The following is a 17889-nucleotide window of genomic DNA, read 5'->3' on the forward strand; positions in this document are numbered from 1 at the left end:
TAATTGACATGCAGATGAAACAGTTTGACAGCCGCCATGATGTACGATTAGTCATTCCAAACGAATATCGGCTGTGGGAAGAGGCAGAAGTCCATTTTTTGATGGAGGATGCCTCTAAAAATTTGCTAGTGAATGACAAAGCCGATTATGTGAATAAAGAAACGGGCGAAGTGGTCTATCGTTTGAGGGAAGTAGACACGATGAAGCCCGGCTGCCACAAAGCCGTTTTCCGCATTGATTACGGCGATGGCACAACGATGAGCTTCCCACAGCGGGGCTACATCGCGGTAAAGGTAGAGCGCACCATCCATAACGGACGCGACACACAGATTGTCGAAGAAATCGCGCTTAAAGTTTCGCTGATTGACCAGAAATTTGCTGATCTTGCAGAAGAAGTAGACGAATGGAGAGAAAACGTCGCGGATGATGTAAAAGAAAAGGTCTATGACAATTTAGATATAGACCGTCTCAGTAATAAAGAAGTCATCGATGCACGCGGCGGTAAAAAAGATTTAAACGAGCGCATAACGGATATTGACGAAGAAATCATTTCCCATATCGCGGACAAAAAGAATCCTCACGGGGTTAAAAGCGAGGATGTCAACGTTATTGGACGTTTGTCAGTTGATGCCCCCTCTACAGCCTACCCAGTAGGCGTCTCGGTTTTTGACATCAGTGGGAGCGGATGGCCGTCTACACACGGCACTGTGATGACGGTCAAAATCAATGAAAACCGTATTTCTCAGTATTATTTTGATAGAGCGGATACAGTTGCAAACACGGGTATTTTGTTCCGGTCGTCTCATACAGCAAATGGCTGGGGCGAATTTTACCGAATTGAAACAACGGCCGGTGCACAAGCGAAAGTTGACGCTCATGCAAACAACAAAAATAATCCCCATGGGACAACGAAGGCTCACGTTGGTCTGAGTAACGTCCCAAACTGGAGTGGAGCAACTCAAGCCGAAGCGCGAGCAGGGACAAATGACTCTAAGATCATGACACCGCTACGGACAAAAGAATCAATCGATACTTTTGCCAGCCAAGCGACAATTATCCCTGCATTATCTGCCAATACAACAGGTATTGATTACCCCTTGGGGCTGACCACGTTCATGCATTCGAACCTTGGTTATCCTACAAATCACGGTACAATACTTAACATTAAAGTGTCTAACTTACGGTTTACCCAATGGTATTTCCCTCATTCTATAAGACATGAGGAAATCGGAGCTTACTTCCGGCATTTTTACGACGGGGATGGCTGGACTGACTGGCAGAAAGTAGCAACATACGCAGAGGTAATCGATCTAATTGATGAGCACGCCGCGAGAACGGACAACCCGCACAAGGTGACATCACAGCAAGTAAATATCATATCTCCTCGAAGAGCAGATATACCTGGTTCAGATTATCCAACAGGAGTTACTCTATTTTCCCAAACTAACGGACTTAGTAATGGGTATCCTGAAAATCTTGCTGTTATAGTGACTGACAAGGTAGAAAACTATAGGATGGTCCAGACATGCTATAGAGCTAATGGTGATTCTATAAATGCAATGTGGTTACGCAAGTGGAGACCCGATCTACCCGATACGGGTTGGAGCGATTGGGAGCAAATAGAAACCGCTTCTGGTGCTCAGGCAAAGGTAGACGCGCACGCCAGCGACAAAAGCAATCCCCACGGCGTCACCAAAGCACAAGTAGGACTATCTAATGTAGATAACGCCAAACAAGCTACAAAAGCTGAGTTTGATGCTTTTGTCGCGCTAAGGAACAATCCGCATAACGTCACTAAAAGCCAGGTCGGTTTGGGTAACGTGCAAAATTATCCTGTTGCAAGTCAGGCTCAAGCCGAAGCTGGCACACATACGGGTAGCTTTATGACGCCACAAAGGACGAAGCAGGCTTTTAGTGCGTTTGCAAATGAGCCGCTTAACTGGATTCGCGCTAGTTTGCAATCGACCTGGAGCCATTCGGGGAGTTGGCCCGTTCGGTATGCCAAGGATTCGACGGGGACTGTCTATATTGAAGGTTCAATGAATGGCGGCGCAATCGGTGGCGACCCTGCAATTGTCCAGTTTACGTTGCCGCCTGGATATAGGCCCGGACAAACGTCTTATTTTTGGCTGGTAGGCAGTTCATCAGGTACCACTGGCGCGCAAGGCTTGCGTTGCTACCTGGGAGCAAACGGAAACTTTATCATCCAAGACATGACTTGGCCTGGTGCCACGCAATTCGTTGCCGTCAATATCGTGTTTAAGGCTGGTAATTAAGGAGGGGTACAATGAGGCAGTTTTATAGGATAGATAATGATGGCTATTATATCGAGCCAATCGTTTTGGATGCGGTCGAAAAACCAAAGGGCGATGTATACACTGACCCAGAGACAAATCTTAGTTATGAGTTGCCGCCTAATACGGTTATTGATTCATTTCCAGATGGTCTGTTTCGTCCTCGCTTTTTAGACGGAAAATGGTCGGAGGGCGCAACGGAAGAAGAAATAGAAGAGTGGATGCGGCCGCCAGAACGCCCAGCGACGGAAGTGGAACTCATTGCCCAGCAAGTCACAGACCAAGAACTAAGTGATATGGAGCAATGGCAATCCATAACCGATCAGGAAATCCGGCTGACAGCATTGGAGGGGGTAAAGCATGAGTGAGGAAGTTATTAGAAGCCCGCGCTTTGAAGACCTAAAAAGAAGATATGAAAAAAACTGGTGCAGAAAAGATCAGTTAAGGCGCTTTGTAGAATTAGAGGCGCTAACACCCGAAGAATATGAGCTTATAACTGGAGAACCCTTTGAGCTCGAGTTAGTAGAATGAATTAATAGAAGGATTTCCCCCTTTTTTGTCGTATAATGGAATGATGAAAGAGGGGGAGATAAAATGAAAGACGAATACCGTAATGATCAATTGATTAAATGGGAAAAAATGCTGAAGGATCTCTTCAAAGGTGATATTCCATTAAAAAGGGAGTGGCATGAACCTATAGAGATTATAAGAGTATTGAATTTTATAGGTAAAAATGTCGCTGACAACCACACATTCATGCCTCGGAGTGGGGGTGTCGATATAGAAGGTTGTTCTTTATCAAATGAAAAAGATTGTATTGAGATCAATTTTGGATACAATACAGTGGTTAAACCGAAAAGGTTAACATTCCAATACTTCGAGAACGCAGATACTGAATGGGCATATTTTTATTTAGAGCTTAACGATCTTAAAAAGTCAGAGCCTTATGAAGACAGCGAAAGTATCATGGAGGAAGTTGTTGAAGTAGAACCAGGAGAATACTTAGATAGAGGAATGTGGGACTATTATCGAGATGAATTACCAGACGACGCAAGAATAGTAGTTCGATATACTTCAGGAAACATGGTTACTTTTTCAAAGGGTTCATTATATAACATGAATAGTGGAACCTATGATGCCCGACATAGTAAAATGGGTCGAGATAAATTCAAAAAATATATAGAAGAAGTAGTACATCGTATTAATGAAGAAGGTGTTAAAGGAGGAAAATAAATTGTGATGATAAAATTACCAATCCTCCACCCCATGAAGGGTGATATTCAACCGATCATAGATTTCGATGAAGAAAACTTTACTATTAGAGAGGTAGGCGCAGGAGAGCGTTCTATCTCTTTTTCTTTGCTTAAAACAGTTCGTAATGTACACGTATTCGATGCCCTGACTCACAAACAAAAAGTCGAGGTGGATGGCAATAAGTATGTGATAGATACGATAGACAAATCAGGGGACAGCGTTATACGTAAGTCGATAACTGCCCAGCATGAGATTGTTGACCGGATGCGCAGCGAGTTTTATAAAGGTTCTCATACGCAAACTCTATCGATTCAGAGATGTATGGAGATATGTTTTGCTGGTACTGGCATGACGTATGAAATACGTGGTTCTTTTGACAATAAGGAGTTTGAAAACTTTGGTCAGAATAATCAATGGGAACTCTTCAAACAATGCCTTGGCCGCTTTGATGCTGAGTATGATGTCACGGGTATACACGTTATCATCGCCCCTGTGGGAAGCTTAGGAGTCAATCAAGTACAGACGCAGTTTAGACATGACCACAACACCATTACCATCGAAGAACACATTGATGCATCTGAACTAGCGACGTATGGCGAAGCTTATGCGAACTGGAATGATGAAAAGGAAAAGTATGATTTACATGTGACATACGTTTCTCCTAATGCTGAAAATTATGTTGATGAAAATGGGAAGGTCAAATACTACCATAAAGTGATTTATGATGATCGGTTTGAGCATGCTGATGCCCTGAAACAAAAACTGATCAGCGAAATGAAAGACGTGCCAGATTACTCAATTACAATTACGCTTGCTGAGTTACGAAAAAATGGTGTGCTGCTGCATCCATATAATTTGTTCGACTATGTATGGGTGATATACGAGCCTTTCAACATGGTGATCCAGGCGCGTATTACGGCACAGACTCGCTATCCCTTCGCTGTGGGCAGGAGTCCCGAAATCGAAATTGGTAATTTTCGCAGGGACATATCGAAGCAAATGGCGCAGGCTAACAAGGCATCAAAAAAGATCGAAAGCGTGGCTGGTCAAACGACAAGGGCGCTATCCACAGCGGTGAAGGCAGATAATAATGCAAGGCAGGCGATTGAACTTGTTAATGGTGCTGATGGACAGTTGCAGTTGCATATCCAAAATACGCAATTACACCTTCGGCCTGGGGAGCGCGAAAAATGGGATGGCAAGCCTGACTATGGCGATGTTGAACAAGACGCTGCTTGGGCGTTGAATGAGGCCCGCAAGTATACCGACCAGCGAGTCGGGGAGGTGATGTCTATTGTAGATGCCCTGATTCAAAAAGTTGAGGATATTGACCGAAGGCTAAAAGCATTAGAAGGAAACCAAGGAACCGTATAGGTTCTTTTTTATTTCAAATGAAAAGGTTGTGTAGACGTGGAACAAATATCTTTCTTTTTAAACTTTCAAAACTTAGAGGTAGCAAAGCTGTATTTGTTCGGCCCTGTTAAGTTTTTAGATTTGTTGATTGTATTAATGGTAATCGACATTATCACTGGTGTTATGAAAGCAGTTAAGCTAAAAGACTTGCGCAGTCGGTCAGCCCTTTTTGGTTATGCGCGGAAGATCGCCATATTTGGCATTATAATTGTCGCGAATATCGTGGACAGAATACTAGACCTAAACGGCATGGTTGCAACGACAACTGTGCTTTTTTACATGGCAAATGAAGCGCTGTCTATTGTAGAAAACGCAAGCAGAATTGGGCTGAAAGTTCCGCCAGTTATCATGGAAAAACTACGCGGCTTTGACGAACACGGCCCTGAGAATAAAAAGGAGAGTGAATAAGAATGGCTAAAAAACCAACTATTAAAAATGCAGGATTAACTTTTCGTGAGAGTCTAACTCCACTAGCAAAATCTAAAGTTAAAAAGATTGTGCAGCATCATATGGCGCACCAAACTTGGGATATTCATGATGTCCATAAATTTCACCGTAACTCAAACGGCTGGTCAGGTATCGGCTATAACTATTGGATTGCTTTCGACGGTACTATTTACCAAGGTCGCGGCTTTAATGTAGGTGCACATGTGTTGAACCATAACCACTATACACTTGGTGTAGGATATCAAGGTGATTTTACTAAGCAAAATATGACCGATGCCCAACTACAAGCAGGAGCTGCACTTAATGCTTGGTTAGTGTCAGAATGCAACTTAAAAGCATCAGATATCATTGGCCATAAAGATTTGGCATCAACAGCTTGCCCAGGCAAAAACTTCCGCATGACTGAGCTTAGGAATTTGGTGTCCGGCGGTAAAGTTTCTGAGCCGAAACCTACAAACCCTACTGGTGATGCGTTTATCCGCCAAGTCCAAGAATGGTGCTGCAACTACGGTTACAAAGTTGTGGTAGACGGATTAAAAGGACCTAAAACTCACCAAGCTTTGGTAAAAGTCTATCAAAACGAGCTAAACAAGCAGTTCGGTGCAGGCCTTGCTGTGGATGGCATCCCAGGCCCTAAAACTTATGCGGCTGCTCGTAATGTCCGCAAAGGTGCAAAAGGTAATTTAACCCGTGTTCTGCAAGCTCTGTTATATCTAGCCGGATTTAACCCAGGGCCATTTGATGGTCATTTTGGCGGAGGGACTGAAGCGGCTGTTCGCGACTTCCAGAGAGCTAAAAAACTTACTATTGACGGTATTGCCGGAAAGGCTACATGGAAGGCTTTGCTGTAATAAAAATAAGCCCCGCGCTAAGATAGGCGGGGTTGCTATTTGTACGTTTGATAATTTGAAATAACATTTTTGATTTCTTGAACTAATCTATTGTATTTTGAAGCTGTTATATCCAAATCTTCTACATCAGCGCCTTCAATATAGTAATATGTTTGAAGATCTGAATCGATTGAGTAAACTATTTCAGTGACTGACTTAGGGTAATAATGTAAGTGTTGAAATAAGACTGGTCTTACAGTATTTTCATAAGTTCTATTGTCAAAATCCAGGGTTTGTTTTGGACCACCAATTTCAATTGTAAGAACTTTAGTACCTGCAATATCTAAAAAAGCATTACAAGCTTCAAGCGTTTTTAATTTGTTTTCTTTCTTTTGTTGCTCAATAAGTAATTTTTTTTGATTTTGCCCGGAAATGTATGCGCCTATAAATGCCCCGCCTAAAGCTGATATTACTGGAATAACCATTTGCAATATCTCCATATATTACACCTGCCTTTTTCTTCAATTATAAAGAAGGGATTTCCTCCTGACTATTGAAAAGCTTAACTAATCAGGAGGTTTTAACATGAACAGAAACACTTCCGCATACTCACTTTTATTTGCTATCCACAGCTACCTTGCAGCCAAACACTACGTACCAACCCACATTAGCGACTCTTACCGTCATACGATTAATCATATCTTGCCTTTTTACGCCAACAGCCCAAGTCTATCCGATCAACTGCAAAAAAGCATACCCGTGCGTAACCGAGTATGCCATTTTAAGCCAGTGACAAGTCAGGATTTAATTTTATTAAAATCGATATGTGCCAGCCTTCATATTAGCCAATCAACAAAAGTAGGTATACGGAGATAACCTTTGCTTGTTTTATGTCTGTACCTAATTTTGCATGGGAATGGCGTCTCTAGGTGTACAAAGTTCTTGCTTTCGTTAACAGTCTGTAATTTAGTCAGCTTGTAAAATTCCCTGCGTGACTTGATAGGCATATGCTCCATGACTCCCCATGACTCGCCCTCAAAACTTTCTAGCAGCAAGCCGAATTCGTTTTTTCTATACCCTGTAATCAGGCCTTCTGTGAACTGATAATTAATGACTTTGAGCCAATCCCCTGATCGTTTATTTATTTTGTAGGTAGATGCCGGATTTTTTATCACAATTCCTTCTAATTCTCTATTTTTAACAGCGTCAAAGTAAGAGTCGGCTTGTCCTTCTAGCCATTTAATCTCAAACATATGGGGATGCGGATGTAAGGCATTGGATAGGATTTCTTTGCGTTGTATGAGGGGCAGGGCAGTAGTCCAGGTATGTTTGTGCTTCATTATGTCAAAAACCACAAACTGCACGGGTATTATGGGAGTTGTTTTGGAAGAGCGAAAGCGAGACATGACTAGTTCAAAGTCAGGCTTGCCTTCCTCGTTTAGTACAATCAGTTCGCCATCTAAAATGGTACCGTCGGCAATATCATTGTTGCACAGTTCGGGAAATCGGTTTGTAACCTCAGTTTTATGTCTGGTATACAGCCGTGTTAAGCCGTCATGTTTGGACAAGATCAGACGTATGCCATCGAATTTTAGCTCAGTCAGCCAATTGTTTTCCGACGGCGTGTCAATTCGGTTTAAAAGCATAGGGGAAACAAAGATAGTTATCACCTCTAATCTAATTTTATTATGAGTAGAGGTGATTATGCTTTAGGGGATTGCTGGAATTAAATGCGCTGCACATCATAGATGACCCGCATATCTATCCATTCACGTATGCTGTCATTGTCTGGGCCATGCTCAATCCTAACCCTCTTGTTTTCGTGATCTATTTTATATATGTAACACACTTGGTCAATGTAATAGCCCTCTTTCCAGTAGCGGACGTTGACGGGTAGGGCATGCTTTAAGGCATCCATCACAACAATACCGATTTCTTGCCACTGATCTTGATCTAACTCACCATGTAAATCGACCTTATCTTCACCCTGCTGCATTTCAATCCATGCTTGTTTATGTTCCGGTAACATCATCCGACTTCCTTCCCACAGAAGGTTACCACGCCAAATTTCTTTTTTAACATCGTCCATGCTCTTCACAACAAACACCCTTTCGTAAGAACGTTTGTTTGTATTATATGTGAATGTACGTTCTGTATTCTAGTGGTAATTTCGACCAATAAAAAAAGGCGTATGCTTATTAGGCATAGCCTTAAAGTTGCTGGCGCCGCTCGGCAATCAATTGCTCCAGCTCGTCCAAATCCTCAGCCGTGGCGCGATTGCGGATAAAGCTTCTGGCACTTGAGCGAGCGCTAAGATAACGGGCGCGGTCTTTGTTTTGCTCTTGCCAGCGCTTATTACGCTCGGTTTGAGAAAGCGGCTTGTGTGGCTTGTCATGCTTGTCCACGTTTAAACACTCCTAGCTGATCTAAAATAAATAGCGTTACTCCAAGGGTGACAGCAATATCCAAGACAGGCTGTTTAAAAATAAACGATGCCCAAACCAGGATAAGCAGCAAGATATAGAGAGTTTTCTTTTTCATGTGTTTTGCTGTATTATAGAGCTAAGGGAGGGGCATAGCCCCAAACCCTCATTTGTTATCGTCTGAGTCCTTTTTCTTCAAAGCAATCACGATGGCAACCGTTGAGGCTAAGGAGAAAAGGATTCGGGCGATTTGCTCTATCGTATCCAGCATTTGTTCACCTCCTTGTTTTGATCTACTTATATTGTACTATTGATAGTACGGAAAGTCAAGAATTTTTTAAAAATAAATGGAAAAAGAGCCGTTGAGGCTCTAATTTCTCAATCATTAAGTTCTATCAATTCTGTATAAGTACCATCTAATGATTCAAATGTATCTGTAGCTGTATCATCTTTGTACATTCCAGATAAATAAAGCTCTACATCTTGAATAGGATCTGAGTTTGCAGGAAGTACATAGAGAAAAAGTCCTTCAGTAGTTACACCTTTATAAACGTCTTTATCTGGATTCCATTGAGGGAAATAAAGGTCATCATTCGTACTTAATTGATCTTTGTTAGAAGTAAGTACATCAAAAATGCCTCCTAGATCAACATCAAAATCATTTGAGTTGGTAATATTGATTGATATTTGCAGTAAATCGAAATGGCCAGGATCTTCAACGACCACGCGACTATTGAAATAGTCTTCCCATCTACTGCTTATTTCACTATCAGATTGGACTTCTAAATGTTTAACATCATTTACTTTGTAAACTACTCCATTAAATTCAAATTCGTGACCAGTAATATTTTGAGATTTAAGCGTTACGCGATCGCCATATTCATCAATGATCACATCATTCACTTCTTCTAATTTTTCTTTAATATCAGCTTCATCTTCGTTACTTTCTTCTTCCTCATTATTTTGCTTTTCCATCCATTCTGCCTGAGAAAGGCTATCCTCGTCTTCTTCAGATTCATCTTCCGTAATTTTGGTTTCTGCTTCGACATCTTGTGTTTCTTCAATTGGTTCTTCTGGTTCTTCAGTAGCAGTAGAATTACAAGCAGATAATAAAATAAGGCCAATCAAACTAAAAAGCGCAATACTCTTTTTCATTGGAACCTCCTATAGGTATATGTATAGTTAAATCTTACTATCTAAGTATAGAATGACTCAAGAAAAAGTTTCCATTTACAAGTTTTATGTAAAGAATAAGCATCTGTTTTATAGGAACGTATGTTTTGTATATGGGTAAAAAAATTATATTACTCTAACCACTCCAAAACTCCAAGCGGATTAAAAGTAATAGTATATTTTTTGTAATTAATGAAGTCGCCATATTTTTGTATGTAACTGTTAATTGCAGCATTAAGAAAAGGTTCCGTAACACCGATGAATTCAGCTAATTCAAAACGATTTCTTATGCCATTTTTGTGAGCTTGAATAATTTTGTCCAAAGGAACTAATTTATCGTAGGCCCACCTCCTTGCTATCATTTCCTGTTTGCGCTTTCTAATATCTTTTTGATCCAGAATATCACCCATGGATGTATAATAATGACCAACTTCTTCCGCTAAAACACAGCACTTTTCATAGGGGGATAACTTTTTATTTATCCAGATTACGCCATCAGAATATAAACCCTTATTTCGCATATCTCTTTCATAAACCTCGATGTTATTTCTATTGCACTCTGCCAATAAACTGTCGTACATGATTACTCTCCTTTATTTTTTCGTGCTTCACGCCTCATGGCAACAAAGCGCTTGAATTCTTCAATTTCTTCCAACTCCTCTTTTGTCCATTCATCACCATCATGATGAGCGGCAATTGTTTCAACCTGGTCTACAATATATGGAATTTCGCTTCTTCCAAGTAGGTAGTCCACTGATACATTAAAAAAGTCAGCTATGGATTGTACCCTGTCAATCGACGGTTTTTGTGTTTTTAATTTGTAAAGCACATTAGGACTCAATCCTAATTTTCTTTCTAATTCAGCTATCGACATCCCACGGTCTTCGCATAACTTTTTCACTTTCATAAATAAACACATGTTGATCACCTTAAACAGCAAGAACACATCTATCCAAAAAGTTTAAAAATGTAGTTGACTTCTTACCTAAAGGATAGTAAACTGTGTTCATAAGCTTCTTATTTAGCTTTTTGGACACTACAAAAAATGCCAAATTCACGTTCCCCAACGTTTAAAGGCTATTTATGATAGTCTGTTCAGCTATGGGTATATTCTAACCTATAGGTTAAACCGTGTCAATAAAAAGCTAAATAATTAGCTAATAATACAAAGGAGGTGTCATTGGTGGAAAAGGACTTCGGAAAAAAGGTTAAAATTTGGCTATTTTTGAACGAGATGCAGCAAAAGGATTTAGCCAAAATGTTAAACATATCCAACGCATATCTTTCTGACATCTTGCTTGGTAAAAGAAATGGAAAGAAAGTCAGAGAAAAAATAATTAAAATAATGAAAAAGTAGTTTGAGATGAAGATTTAAACGCATGATGCGCGAAAAAAGGAGGCGTTTAAAAAATGAACTTAAATAGACGGTTTAAGGTAAAGGACGAGAAGCCCTTAGCCAAATCTGAAATAAACTTACCTGTTTGGTTGAGCGAGGAACAAAAACAAGAAATTGCAGCTGCTATAAAAGAAGGCACTCCCATCTTAATAACGGGGAAGCAGGGGCCAACAGGCAAGACGTATTTAGCAAACCTATTAAAAGAACAAGGCGTCCTTGCTTTCGAGGAATGGGAGTGCGTAAAGGTTACTTTAAACGATTTGCTCGAATACGAGTCTGATTAACCGATCTTTCGGATACGTTAAATACCCAATTAAGTGCTGATGCATCTTTCACTTTGAACCCGCACTTTATCATCGCACCTTTAAATGCGCCGTTACCTATATAGAAGCCGCCACTGTCTTCAAACAAATGTTTCAAACCATAAGAGGTGCGACGGTCATTAAAGGTTTTGATGGGTTTGAGATTAGTCTCAATCCAATTAGTTAAATGTTTTTGTTCACCAGGAGTTAAATAATCGAAGGCATCTGGATGATTATGTAACTCTTCACCTGTTTCACTCATTATTAATACACCTCCCTTCATTCAATAGTTTAGCAGAAAGGGAGAATTAGGAGGTAAATAAAATGAAGCAACTGCAAATTCTCAATCAAGATGGAAAGCTATTAGTTGATAGTCGGGAAGTAGCTCAAATGACTGGAGTTAGGCATTCAGATCTTCTCGATAAAATCAAGGGGTACGTGCTTCACTTAACCAACGGAAAATTCCGTTCGTCAGATTTCTTCATCGAAAGCACCTATGCAGATGCGAAAGGAGAAGTTCGACCTTGCTTCTTGCTAACTCGCAAAGGCTGTGACATGGTTGCCAACAAAATGACTGGTGAAAAAGGTGTCTTATTTACAGCAGCCTACGTTACCCAATTTGAGGAAATGGAACGGAAATTAAAAGAATCACATCAACTTCCAACAACATACAAAGAAGCATTACTTCAACTGGTAAAACAAGTAGAACAGAATGAAAAGCTTCAAACAGAAAATCTTGTACTGGTTCAGCAAACGAAAGAGTTAAAACCGAAAGCTTCGTATTATGACATGGTGCTTCAAAATAAGTCGCTGCTAGCAGTCTCTAAGATTGCAAAGGATTACGGTATGAGCGCAATTGCTCTAAACAAAAAGCTTCACGAGTTGGGGGTCCAATATAAGCAGGGAGATATTTGGTTGCTCTATGCAAAATACCAGGATAAAGGCTATACACAAACTACCACTCATGTAATTGACGCTGAAAAATCGAGAGTCAGTACAAAGTGGACTCAAAAAGGTCGTCTATTTATATATGAGCTGCTTAAAAAAGAAAATATTTTGCCAATGATCGAAAAAGAAAGTCACGATCTAACTGGCACAGGAGCTTAAGGAGGTGATACCAAGTGTCAGCCGACAACAAAGCGTACTTTAGCATCGGCGGCGGGTTAGGAATCATGGTCATGTTGTTTGTTTGGTTATTTGTGGATTTACTATTTTAGCTGCCCACAGGGAGGGGATAAGCCATGATTAATGCGATTGAAGCGAGAAAGCTTGCAAATGAAGGGATTGAAAATACGCGTCTCAGAGTAGTAAGCAGGATTGATAAGGCAATTGAAAATGCTGCAAAACGTCACTTGAAAAACGTGATAATCACGTTGACTTCAAGAGGTCCCGATTCTTTACAAGTTACCAAAGCAAATTATATCTATGGTGCTCCAGTAGATAAAAAGTCTGTTGAAACCTACTTGGATTACTTAAAGATTGCAGGCTTTGTTGTTACAGAATTGTACAGTGATACAACCGAACCAAGGTTACTAATTAGTTGGGAGGAAGAGTAGATGGAACTAGGCGTAGCAGGGAGCATTGCCGTTAAATATATTTCCGGCGGTGACATCGGAAAAGCAATAAATAAGTGGTTGGAAATGAACCCAGATACCGAAGTCATTGACATCAAATTTGCTGCAAGTGCAAATGAAATGGATTGGACGACTGACGCACTAATCATTTATCGGAAGGAGGATTGAGTGAATGAAAAACGGGAAGAAGCCGACGCTGGCCCAGAAAGAGCTGATGAAGGAAGCTGGCAAGTCGCCTGATAAGTGGTTTGTAGTAAAGGCTTTGCCCGATAAATTGCACGTTGTTCATCGCCAAACAGGCAGACAAGCCATTGTGCTTGTATAAAAAAGCCACCTTGGCAGAGGCGGCTAATAACAAATCACATTTGAAATCAGTATACCACCATTAGGGAGGATTGCAAATGAACGCTTTACAGCAAGCTGAAATTGAAGAACTAGAAGGGCAGGAATTGAGCGAGGAACGTTTCAAGATTACGGATCAGGAGTCTCTAAACTGGGCTTTCCGAAAAATCGCTGCATTAAAAACTCAAATGGAAGAGACGGACGCAATTGCGGCAAAAGAGATTGAGCGCATCCATCTGTGGGCAGCAGAACAGCATAAGCCAGTAAAACAATCCATTGAATTTTTTGAAAGCTTAATTGCTCAGTATCACATGCAATTGCTTGAAGAAAATCCGAAGGCTAAAACGCTGAAAACTCCACACGGCAAATCAAAAAGTACTCGTAGAAAGCCAGCGCCTGTGGCAGTAAATAAAGACAAGCTGTTGGAGCATGTGAAAGAAGCTGGTATGTCTGACTATATAAAAGAAGAAATTCGCTGGGGCGATTTTAAAAAGACACTTAGTATTACTACTGCCGATGGACAACCTGTTGTTGTTGATGCTTGGGGACAACGCGTAGAAGGCGTAGAAATTGACCAGGGTGGAACCACATTCAAAGTAGAAGTGTGAGGTGATTGAATGAGCTTTGAAGTCAAAAGGGCACGACGTGAGAAACAAAAGCTGATCGCTGGATTGATGGGGCCATCAGGATCAGGCAAAACATTGAGTGCTTTATTAATAGCATATGGAATGATGCGAGAAGCCTATCCACAGCTGGGAGAACAAGAAGTGTGGGCAAAAGTGGGTCTAGCTGACACAGAACATAAAAGGTCTCTCTTGTACTTTGATTATCAAATTGATGATGAAACAAAGGTTGGTGAGTTTCTTCATATAAACTTCGAACCACCTTATACAACCGAGCGTTATCAAGAAGCGATTGTGGCATTAAAGCAAGCAGGTGCAGAGGTAATAGTCATTGATTCTTTATCACACAATTGGCAAGGAGAAGGCGGCATTGTTGAGCAGCATGGTTCTATGAGTGGAAACTCATTTCAAAATTGGGGCAAGCTTGCGCCCGAAACTACGAAGCTAGTAAGGATATTAACAAGAAACGATGTTCACATTATCGCTACCCTTCGAACAAAGCAAGAATATGCCATGGAATTAAATGAGAAGGGCAAGCAACAGCCAGTGAAAATCGGCACTAAGCCAGTTCAGAAAGACGAAATGGAATATGAATTCATGTTGAATTTTAATGTCGATATGAATCACATGGCAAAAGCATCTAAGGACAACACCCATCTTTTTGGTGAAGAAGAATTTCGAATTACCATTAATGACGGTCGCCGTCTGTTTCGCTGGCTCGAACTTGGTGTAGACGTGAAAGCAGAAGAAGCCGAGCGGAGGGCAAAGCAAGCGGAAGCAGACGAGAAGGAGCGGCAGCGTCTATTGGCTGAAATACTGAACGCTGTGGAAAGAGATGAAAAGAAACAGAAAGAGCTTGTCGGAATGGAATTTAAGATGAACGAACAGAAGGTACACGATTTTAATTTAAAAGCAATGCGCAGAGCGCACGAAATTTTAACTAACTAATAGGAGTGATTGATAATGTTTAAAGTAGATTACAACCAAGTGAGCGAATTTGAAGAGTTTAAAAAAGGGGAATACGAAGTAACTGTTGTTGGCTATGAAACGAAACAGGCTAAAACAGGTAGCAACATGGTCGTTTTGACTTACGAGGTGCGTAGCGATGTCGAACAACCATGCAAAGGGCAAAAAATAAATTACGATAACTTTGTTGTCTCAGATAAAAGCATGTGGAGATTCCACGCCTTGTCAAAAGCGGTAGGAGTGCCGGAGGGAACGCCGTTCGAATCATATACAGAATGGGCTAAAACAATGCAAAACAAACCAGTTCGCGTTGTTGTCGGTCTAAGAGAACAGAACGGACGCAACTACCCACAGGTGAACGGATTCAAGCCATCCGAAGTAGGTAAACCACAAGATATGGATGTTAATATCTCGTCTGACGATGTGCCTTTCTAATCAAGCCATACCATGAGGGGCTTAGTCCCCTCTTTACCCTAAAGGAGAGTCGGTTACATGCAGTATCAATTTCATAACATACCGCAAGAGCTGCGCGACTTTCCACAGTGGATTGTATGGCGCAAGGAGACGCGGAAGGGTAAGACAACCAAAGTGCCTTATAAAGCTGATGGATGGCACGCTAAAGCGAATGATAAACAGCATTGGACAACATTTGAGAATGCAGTAAAAGCCTATGAGTCAGGCAAGTTCGATGGCATTGGCTTTATGTTTAGCAAGGATGATCCGTTTGTTGGCATTGACTTGGACCATTGCATACAAGACGGAGTTTACACAGATGCAGCAAAAAACATTGTAGATCAATTGAACAGCTATACTGAACTTTCTCCAAGTGGTGATGGTTTGCACATCATTGTAAAAGGCAAGTTGCCGCTGAGAGGGACAGGAACAGGTAAACGTAAAGGCGGCATTGAGGTTTATCGTCATGGACGTTACTTCACCTTCACAGGGAATAGCGTTGGGCTTCCCACAGTGGAAGAGCGTACAGATGCGTTAAAAAGCTTTTGGAAGGTCCATATGGAGGATAAACCTAAACAAAAAACAACGCCTTCATCAACTACACAATCTAGGTCCAGCTTTCTAAATGAAAATGATTTATGGGATAAGATGTTTGCCAGCAAAAATGGTAGCAAAATTAAAGACTTGTTCGATGGCTTTTTTCCAGATGGCGATCATTCTGAAGCGGATATGGCTTTATGTAATTACTTAGCTTTTTGGACTAATTGTGATGCCGCTTTAATGGATTCAATGTTCAGGCAATCCGGTTTAATGCGAGAGAAGTGGGATGCAGCTAGGGGGAACACTACATACGGCGCTTATCAAATCGAAAAGGCAATTGCTGAATGTAGTTCGACTGTTAGTGATCATGTCCCACAGAAGGATAAGACATACAACATAACCATAAACAGCGATGAGTCAGAATTTGAAACAAAAGAATTCAATCTGACTGAATTAGGTAATGCTGAACGAATTGCTTATAAACATGGCAAAGACATTCGCTATTGTAATGAGGTTGGTTGGCTCATTTGGGATGGAAAGAAATGGGCTGTTGATGAAACAAGAAAGATTGAAACAATCGTTTCCGGTACGCTAAGAGGTCTATACGATGAAGCATTTAAAGAATCAGATGAAGATAGACAAAAAGCGATGCTAAAGTGGGCGAAGATATGCGAGAAGCGGTCTACGCGTGTAAATAGCATTCAAGATTTAAGGCCGCTAGTTCCCGTCCTAAAAAAGGAATTGGATAAACATAAGATGCTTTTTAATTGCCAAAACGGTGTTATTGATCTTGAAACTGGTAAATTGTTACCGCACAAGCGCGAATTGCTTCTAACACAAATTAGCAACACATCATATGACAAAGATGCGCAATGTCCCAACTGGGAGTCTTTTCTTAAAGATGTCATCTTAAATGACAAAGGCGAAACAGATTACGAAGTAATAGATTATGTCCAAAAAGCATTAGGTTACAGTCTCACTGGATCAATGAAGGAACAAGCAATGTTCTTCTTATACGGCACTGGTAAAAACGGAAAAAGCACGTTTATTGATACGGTCCAAGAAGTGTTTGGTGACTACGGTAAACAATCCAACACAGACACTTTTGTAAAAAAGAAAAATGATTCCGGTATTAATAACGACATTGCACGTTTAGACGGCGCCCGCTTTGTCTCTGCTGTGGAGAGCGAAGAGGGGCAGCAATTGTCGGAAGCCTTAGTAAAGCAAATAACTGGCGGGGACAAGATTGCTGCTCGTTTCATGAGACAAGACTTTTTTGAATTTGCTCCTGAATTTAAGGTCTTTTTTACAACGAACCACAAGCCGATTGTGCGTAACAACGATGACGGAATATGGAGAAGGATTCATCTGATCCCATTTACCGCATCCATTCCAAAGGAAAAACAAGACAAGGACTTACCCGAAAAGTTGCGTAAGGAGTTGCCTGGTATCTTGCGGTGGATGGTGGAAGGTGCGTTGAAGTGGCAGGCGGAAGGGCTTGAGAAACCAAGTTCCGTCGAAAGAGCAACCCAAAGTTATAGAGAAGACATGGATATATTAGGGCCATTCATCGATGAATTGTGCATTGTAAATCCTTTAGCGAAGGTCGAAGCTAAAAAACTATTTAGAGAATACAAGCAGTGGAGTTTTGGCAATGACGAGATTGATATTCAAAACAGAAAGTTTTACCGAATGATCGAAAGCAGAGGATTTAAGAAATTTAATGGAGCAAAAAACAAAGTGTATTTTTCCGGTTTGGGATTAAAAGAAGAGAATAAAAGCTTGGAAAACGTAAAAGGGGTTAATGAACTTAGCCCAAGGGTTAATAAAGAAAAAGACGTTGTGAGACTGTGAAACCG

At 40.9% G+C, this 17889-nt stretch carries 25 protein-coding genes; 17 read left to right on the forward strand and 8 right to left on the reverse strand.

Annotated elements, in window-relative coordinates; all coding sequences use genetic code 11:
• Positions 1-8: 8 nt before the first annotated feature.
• From BC8716_RS22835 to BC8716_RS15630, 7 genes are all read left to right on the forward strand, one after another.
• Complete coding sequence (locus tag BC8716_RS22835; protein WP_406550701.1) at positions 9-2276, forward strand: pyocin knob domain-containing protein; 2268 nt, start codon at positions 9-11, stop codon at positions 2274-2276.
• Positions 2277-2287: 11 nt separating this feature from the next.
• On the forward strand, positions 2288-2662 hold the full coding sequence (locus BC8716_RS15605) for a YomQ N-terminal domain-containing protein (protein WP_094427143.1): 375 nt from the start codon (positions 2288-2290) through the stop codon (positions 2660-2662).
• Positions 2655-2825, forward strand: coding sequence for an XkdX family protein (locus tag BC8716_RS15610; protein ID WP_094427145.1), 171 nt, complete (start codon positions 2655-2657; stop codon positions 2823-2825). Before BC8716_RS15605 ends, BC8716_RS15610 begins: the two co-directional genes overlap by 8 nt.
• Positions 2826-2888: 63 nt before the next feature.
• Positions 2889-3527: a hypothetical protein gene (locus BC8716_RS15615; protein ID WP_094427147.1), complete on the forward strand. Its 639-nt coding sequence runs from the start codon at positions 2889-2891 to the stop codon at positions 3525-3527.
• A 6-nt stretch (positions 3528-3533) separates the two neighbouring features.
• Positions 3534-4922, forward strand: a complete 1389-nt coding sequence (locus BC8716_RS15620) for a phage tail protein (RefSeq protein ID WP_257251881.1) — start codon at positions 3534-3536, stop codon at positions 4920-4922.
• A gap of 36 nt (positions 4923-4958) precedes the next feature.
• The gene (locus tag BC8716_RS15625; protein WP_094427151.1) at positions 4959-5369 is read left to right on the forward strand and encodes a phage holin family protein; all 411 of its coding nucleotides are present in this window, start codon (positions 4959-4961) and stop codon (positions 5367-5369) included.
• A 2-nt stretch (positions 5370-5371) separates the two neighbouring features.
• On the forward strand, positions 5372-6259 hold the full coding sequence (locus BC8716_RS15630) for a peptidoglycan recognition protein family protein (RefSeq protein ID WP_094427153.1): 888 nt from the start codon (positions 5372-5374) through the stop codon (positions 6257-6259).
• A gap of 35 nt (positions 6260-6294) precedes the next feature.
• On the opposite strand, the gene BC8716_RS15635 is transcribed toward BC8716_RS15630, so the two are convergent.
• From BC8716_RS15635 to BC8716_RS15665, 7 genes are all read right to left on the reverse strand, one after another.
• A complete protein-coding gene (locus tag BC8716_RS15635; protein WP_094427156.1) occupies positions 6295-6723 on the reverse strand; it encodes a hypothetical protein in 429 nt (142 codons plus the stop codon).
• Between the two features lie 351 nt (positions 6724-7074).
• Positions 7075-7908: an ATP-dependent DNA ligase gene (locus BC8716_RS15640; protein WP_157730467.1), complete on the reverse strand. Its 834-nt coding sequence runs from the start codon at positions 7906-7908 to the stop codon at positions 7075-7077.
• A gap of 56 nt (positions 7909-7964) precedes the next feature.
• On the reverse strand, positions 7965-8327 hold the full coding sequence (locus BC8716_RS15645) for a YolD-like family protein (protein WP_094429270.1): 363 nt from the start codon (positions 8325-8327) through the stop codon (positions 7965-7967).
• Between the two features lie 121 nt (positions 8328-8448).
• Entirely contained in the window at positions 8449-8643 is a 195-nt protein-coding gene (locus BC8716_RS15650) for a hypothetical protein (protein WP_094427160.1), read from the reverse strand.
• Positions 8644-9039: 396 nt separating this feature from the next.
• Positions 9040-9816 (reverse strand): hypothetical protein, encoded by a 777-nt coding sequence (locus BC8716_RS15655; RefSeq protein WP_094427161.1) that lies wholly within the window; start codon positions 9814-9816, stop codon positions 9040-9042.
• A gap of 149 nt (positions 9817-9965) precedes the next feature.
• Positions 9966-10415, reverse strand: coding sequence for an ImmA/IrrE family metallo-endopeptidase (locus BC8716_RS15660; RefSeq protein ID WP_011246209.1), 450 nt, complete (start codon positions 10413-10415; stop codon positions 9966-9968).
• Between the two features lie 2 nt (positions 10416-10417).
• Positions 10418-10741 carry a helix-turn-helix domain-containing protein gene (locus BC8716_RS15665; protein WP_254120957.1) on the reverse strand — a complete coding sequence of 108 codons (324 nt, stop codon included), beginning with the start codon at positions 10739-10741 and terminating at the stop codon, positions 10418-10420.
• A 276-nt stretch (positions 10742-11017) separates the two neighbouring features.
• Between BC8716_RS15665 and BC8716_RS15670 the strand changes: the two genes are divergently transcribed.
• On the forward strand, positions 11018-11191 hold the full coding sequence (locus BC8716_RS15670; RefSeq protein ID WP_094427162.1) for a helix-turn-helix domain-containing protein: 174 nt from the start codon (positions 11018-11020) through the stop codon (positions 11189-11191).
• A gap of 53 nt (positions 11192-11244) precedes the next feature.
• Complete coding sequence (locus tag BC8716_RS15675; RefSeq protein WP_094427164.1) at positions 11245-11514, forward strand: hypothetical protein; 270 nt, start codon at positions 11245-11247, stop codon at positions 11512-11514.
• Here the strand turns inward: BC8716_RS15675 and BC8716_RS15680 are convergent.
• Positions 11477-11794 (reverse strand): hypothetical protein, encoded by a 318-nt coding sequence (locus tag BC8716_RS15680; protein ID WP_094427166.1) that lies wholly within the window; start codon positions 11792-11794, stop codon positions 11477-11479. The genes BC8716_RS15675 and BC8716_RS15680 overlap by 38 nt on opposite strands.
• A 62-nt stretch (positions 11795-11856) precedes the next feature.
• Here BC8716_RS15680 and BC8716_RS15685 point away from each other — a divergent pair, with 62 nt between their 5' ends.
• The 8 genes from BC8716_RS15685 to BC8716_RS15715 all read left to right on the forward strand — a co-directional run bounded on the left by BC8716_RS15685 (position 11857) and on the right by BC8716_RS15715 (position 17884).
• The gene (locus BC8716_RS15685) at positions 11857-12639 is read left to right on the forward strand and encodes a phage antirepressor KilAC domain-containing protein (RefSeq protein ID WP_094427169.1); all 783 of its coding nucleotides are present in this window, start codon (positions 11857-11859) and stop codon (positions 12637-12639) included.
• A gap of 134 nt (positions 12640-12773) precedes the next feature.
• Complete coding sequence (locus BC8716_RS15690) at positions 12774-13088, forward strand: hypothetical protein (RefSeq protein WP_094427172.1); 315 nt, start codon at positions 12774-12776, stop codon at positions 13086-13088.
• Positions 13089-13274 (forward strand): hypothetical protein, encoded by a 186-nt coding sequence (locus tag BC8716_RS15695; protein WP_094427174.1) that lies wholly within the window; start codon positions 13089-13091, stop codon positions 13272-13274.
• A 4-nt stretch (positions 13275-13278) separates the two neighbouring features.
• The gene (locus BC8716_RS22515; RefSeq protein ID WP_169715956.1) at positions 13279-13431 is read left to right on the forward strand and encodes a DUF6906 family protein; all 153 of its coding nucleotides are present in this window, start codon (positions 13279-13281) and stop codon (positions 13429-13431) included.
• Between the two features lie 76 nt (positions 13432-13507).
• Positions 13508-14056, forward strand: coding sequence for a host-nuclease inhibitor Gam family protein (locus BC8716_RS15700; RefSeq protein ID WP_094427176.1), 549 nt, complete (start codon positions 13508-13510; stop codon positions 14054-14056).
• Between the two features lie 9 nt (positions 14057-14065).
• On the forward strand, positions 14066-15019 hold the full coding sequence (locus BC8716_RS15705; RefSeq protein WP_094427177.1) for an AAA family ATPase: 954 nt from the start codon (positions 14066-14068) through the stop codon (positions 15017-15019).
• A 15-nt stretch (positions 15020-15034) separates the two neighbouring features.
• Complete coding sequence (locus BC8716_RS15710) at positions 15035-15472, forward strand: DUF669 domain-containing protein (RefSeq protein WP_094427179.1); 438 nt, start codon at positions 15035-15037, stop codon at positions 15470-15472.
• Between the two features lie 57 nt (positions 15473-15529).
• Positions 15530-17884: a phage/plasmid primase, P4 family gene (locus tag BC8716_RS15715; RefSeq protein ID WP_094427181.1), complete on the forward strand. Its 2355-nt coding sequence runs from the start codon at positions 15530-15532 to the stop codon at positions 17882-17884.
• The last annotated feature ends 5 nt before the right edge of the window (positions 17885-17889 follow it).

This window comes from Shouchella clausii (assembly GCF_002250115.1).
GTDB classification, from domain to species: Bacteria; Bacillota; Bacilli; order Bacillales; family Bacillaceae_D; genus Shouchella; species Shouchella clausii.

Excerpts from the sequence above, each read along its gene's own strand:
- BC8716_RS15700 (WP_094427176.1), top strand. The coding sequence starts at position 13,508 with ATGAACGCTTTACAGCAAGCTGAAATTGAAGAACTAGAAGGGCAGGAA.
- BC8716_RS15685 (WP_094427169.1), top strand. The coding sequence starts at position 11,857 with ATGAAGCAACTGCAAATTCTCAATCAAGATGGAAAGCTATTAGTTGAT.
- BC8716_RS15695 (WP_094427174.1), top strand. The coding sequence starts at position 13,089 with ATGGAACTAGGCGTAGCAGGGAGCATTGCCGTTAAATATATTTCCGGC.
- BC8716_RS15675 (WP_094427164.1), top strand. The coding sequence starts at position 11,245 with ATGAACTTAAATAGACGGTTTAAGGTAAAGGACGAGAAGCCCTTAGCC.
- BC8716_RS15635 (WP_094427156.1), bottom strand. The coding sequence starts at position 6,723 with ATGGTTATTCCAGTAATATCAGCTTTAGGCGGGGCATTTATAGGCGCA.
- BC8716_RS15610 (WP_094427145.1), top strand. The coding sequence starts at position 2,655 with ATGAGTGAGGAAGTTATTAGAAGCCCGCGCTTTGAAGACCTAAAAAGA.
- BC8716_RS15710 (WP_094427179.1), top strand. The coding sequence starts at position 15,035 with ATGTTTAAAGTAGATTACAACCAAGTGAGCGAATTTGAAGAGTTTAAA.
- BC8716_RS15620 (WP_257251881.1), top strand. The coding sequence starts at position 3,534 with ATGATAAAATTACCAATCCTCCACCCCATGAAGGGTGATATTCAACCG.
- BC8716_RS15690 (WP_094427172.1), top strand. The coding sequence starts at position 12,774 with ATGATTAATGCGATTGAAGCGAGAAAGCTTGCAAATGAAGGGATTGAA.
- BC8716_RS15630 (WP_094427153.1), top strand. The coding sequence starts at position 5,372 with ATGGCTAAAAAACCAACTATTAAAAATGCAGGATTAACTTTTCGTGAG.
- BC8716_RS15715 (WP_094427181.1), top strand. The coding sequence starts at position 15,530 with ATGCAGTATCAATTTCATAACATACCGCAAGAGCTGCGCGACTTTCCA.
- BC8716_RS15660 (WP_011246209.1), bottom strand. The coding sequence starts at position 10,415 with ATGTACGACAGTTTATTGGCAGAGTGCAATAGAAATAACATCGAGGTT.
- BC8716_RS15605 (WP_094427143.1), top strand. The coding sequence starts at position 2,288 with ATGAGGCAGTTTTATAGGATAGATAATGATGGCTATTATATCGAGCCA.
- BC8716_RS15655 (WP_094427161.1), bottom strand. The coding sequence starts at position 9,816 with ATGAAAAAGAGTATTGCGCTTTTTAGTTTGATTGGCCTTATTTTATTA.
- BC8716_RS15680 (WP_094427166.1), bottom strand. The coding sequence starts at position 11,794 with ATGAGTGAAACAGGTGAAGAGTTACATAATCATCCAGATGCCTTCGAT.
- BC8716_RS15645 (WP_094429270.1), bottom strand. The coding sequence starts at position 8,327 with ATGGACGATGTTAAAAAAGAAATTTGGCGTGGTAACCTTCTGTGGGAA.
- BC8716_RS15665 (WP_254120957.1), bottom strand. The coding sequence starts at position 10,741 with ATGAAAGTGAAAAAGTTATGCGAAGACCGTGGGATGTCGATAGCTGAA.
- BC8716_RS22835 (WP_406550701.1), top strand. The coding sequence starts at position 9 with ATGCAGATGAAACAGTTTGACAGCCGCCATGATGTACGATTAGTCATT.
- BC8716_RS22515 (WP_169715956.1), top strand. The coding sequence starts at position 13,279 with ATGAAAAACGGGAAGAAGCCGACGCTGGCCCAGAAAGAGCTGATGAAG.
- BC8716_RS15705 (WP_094427177.1), top strand. The coding sequence starts at position 14,066 with ATGAGCTTTGAAGTCAAAAGGGCACGACGTGAGAAACAAAAGCTGATC.
- BC8716_RS15615 (WP_094427147.1), top strand. The coding sequence starts at position 2,889 with ATGAAAGACGAATACCGTAATGATCAATTGATTAAATGGGAAAAAATG.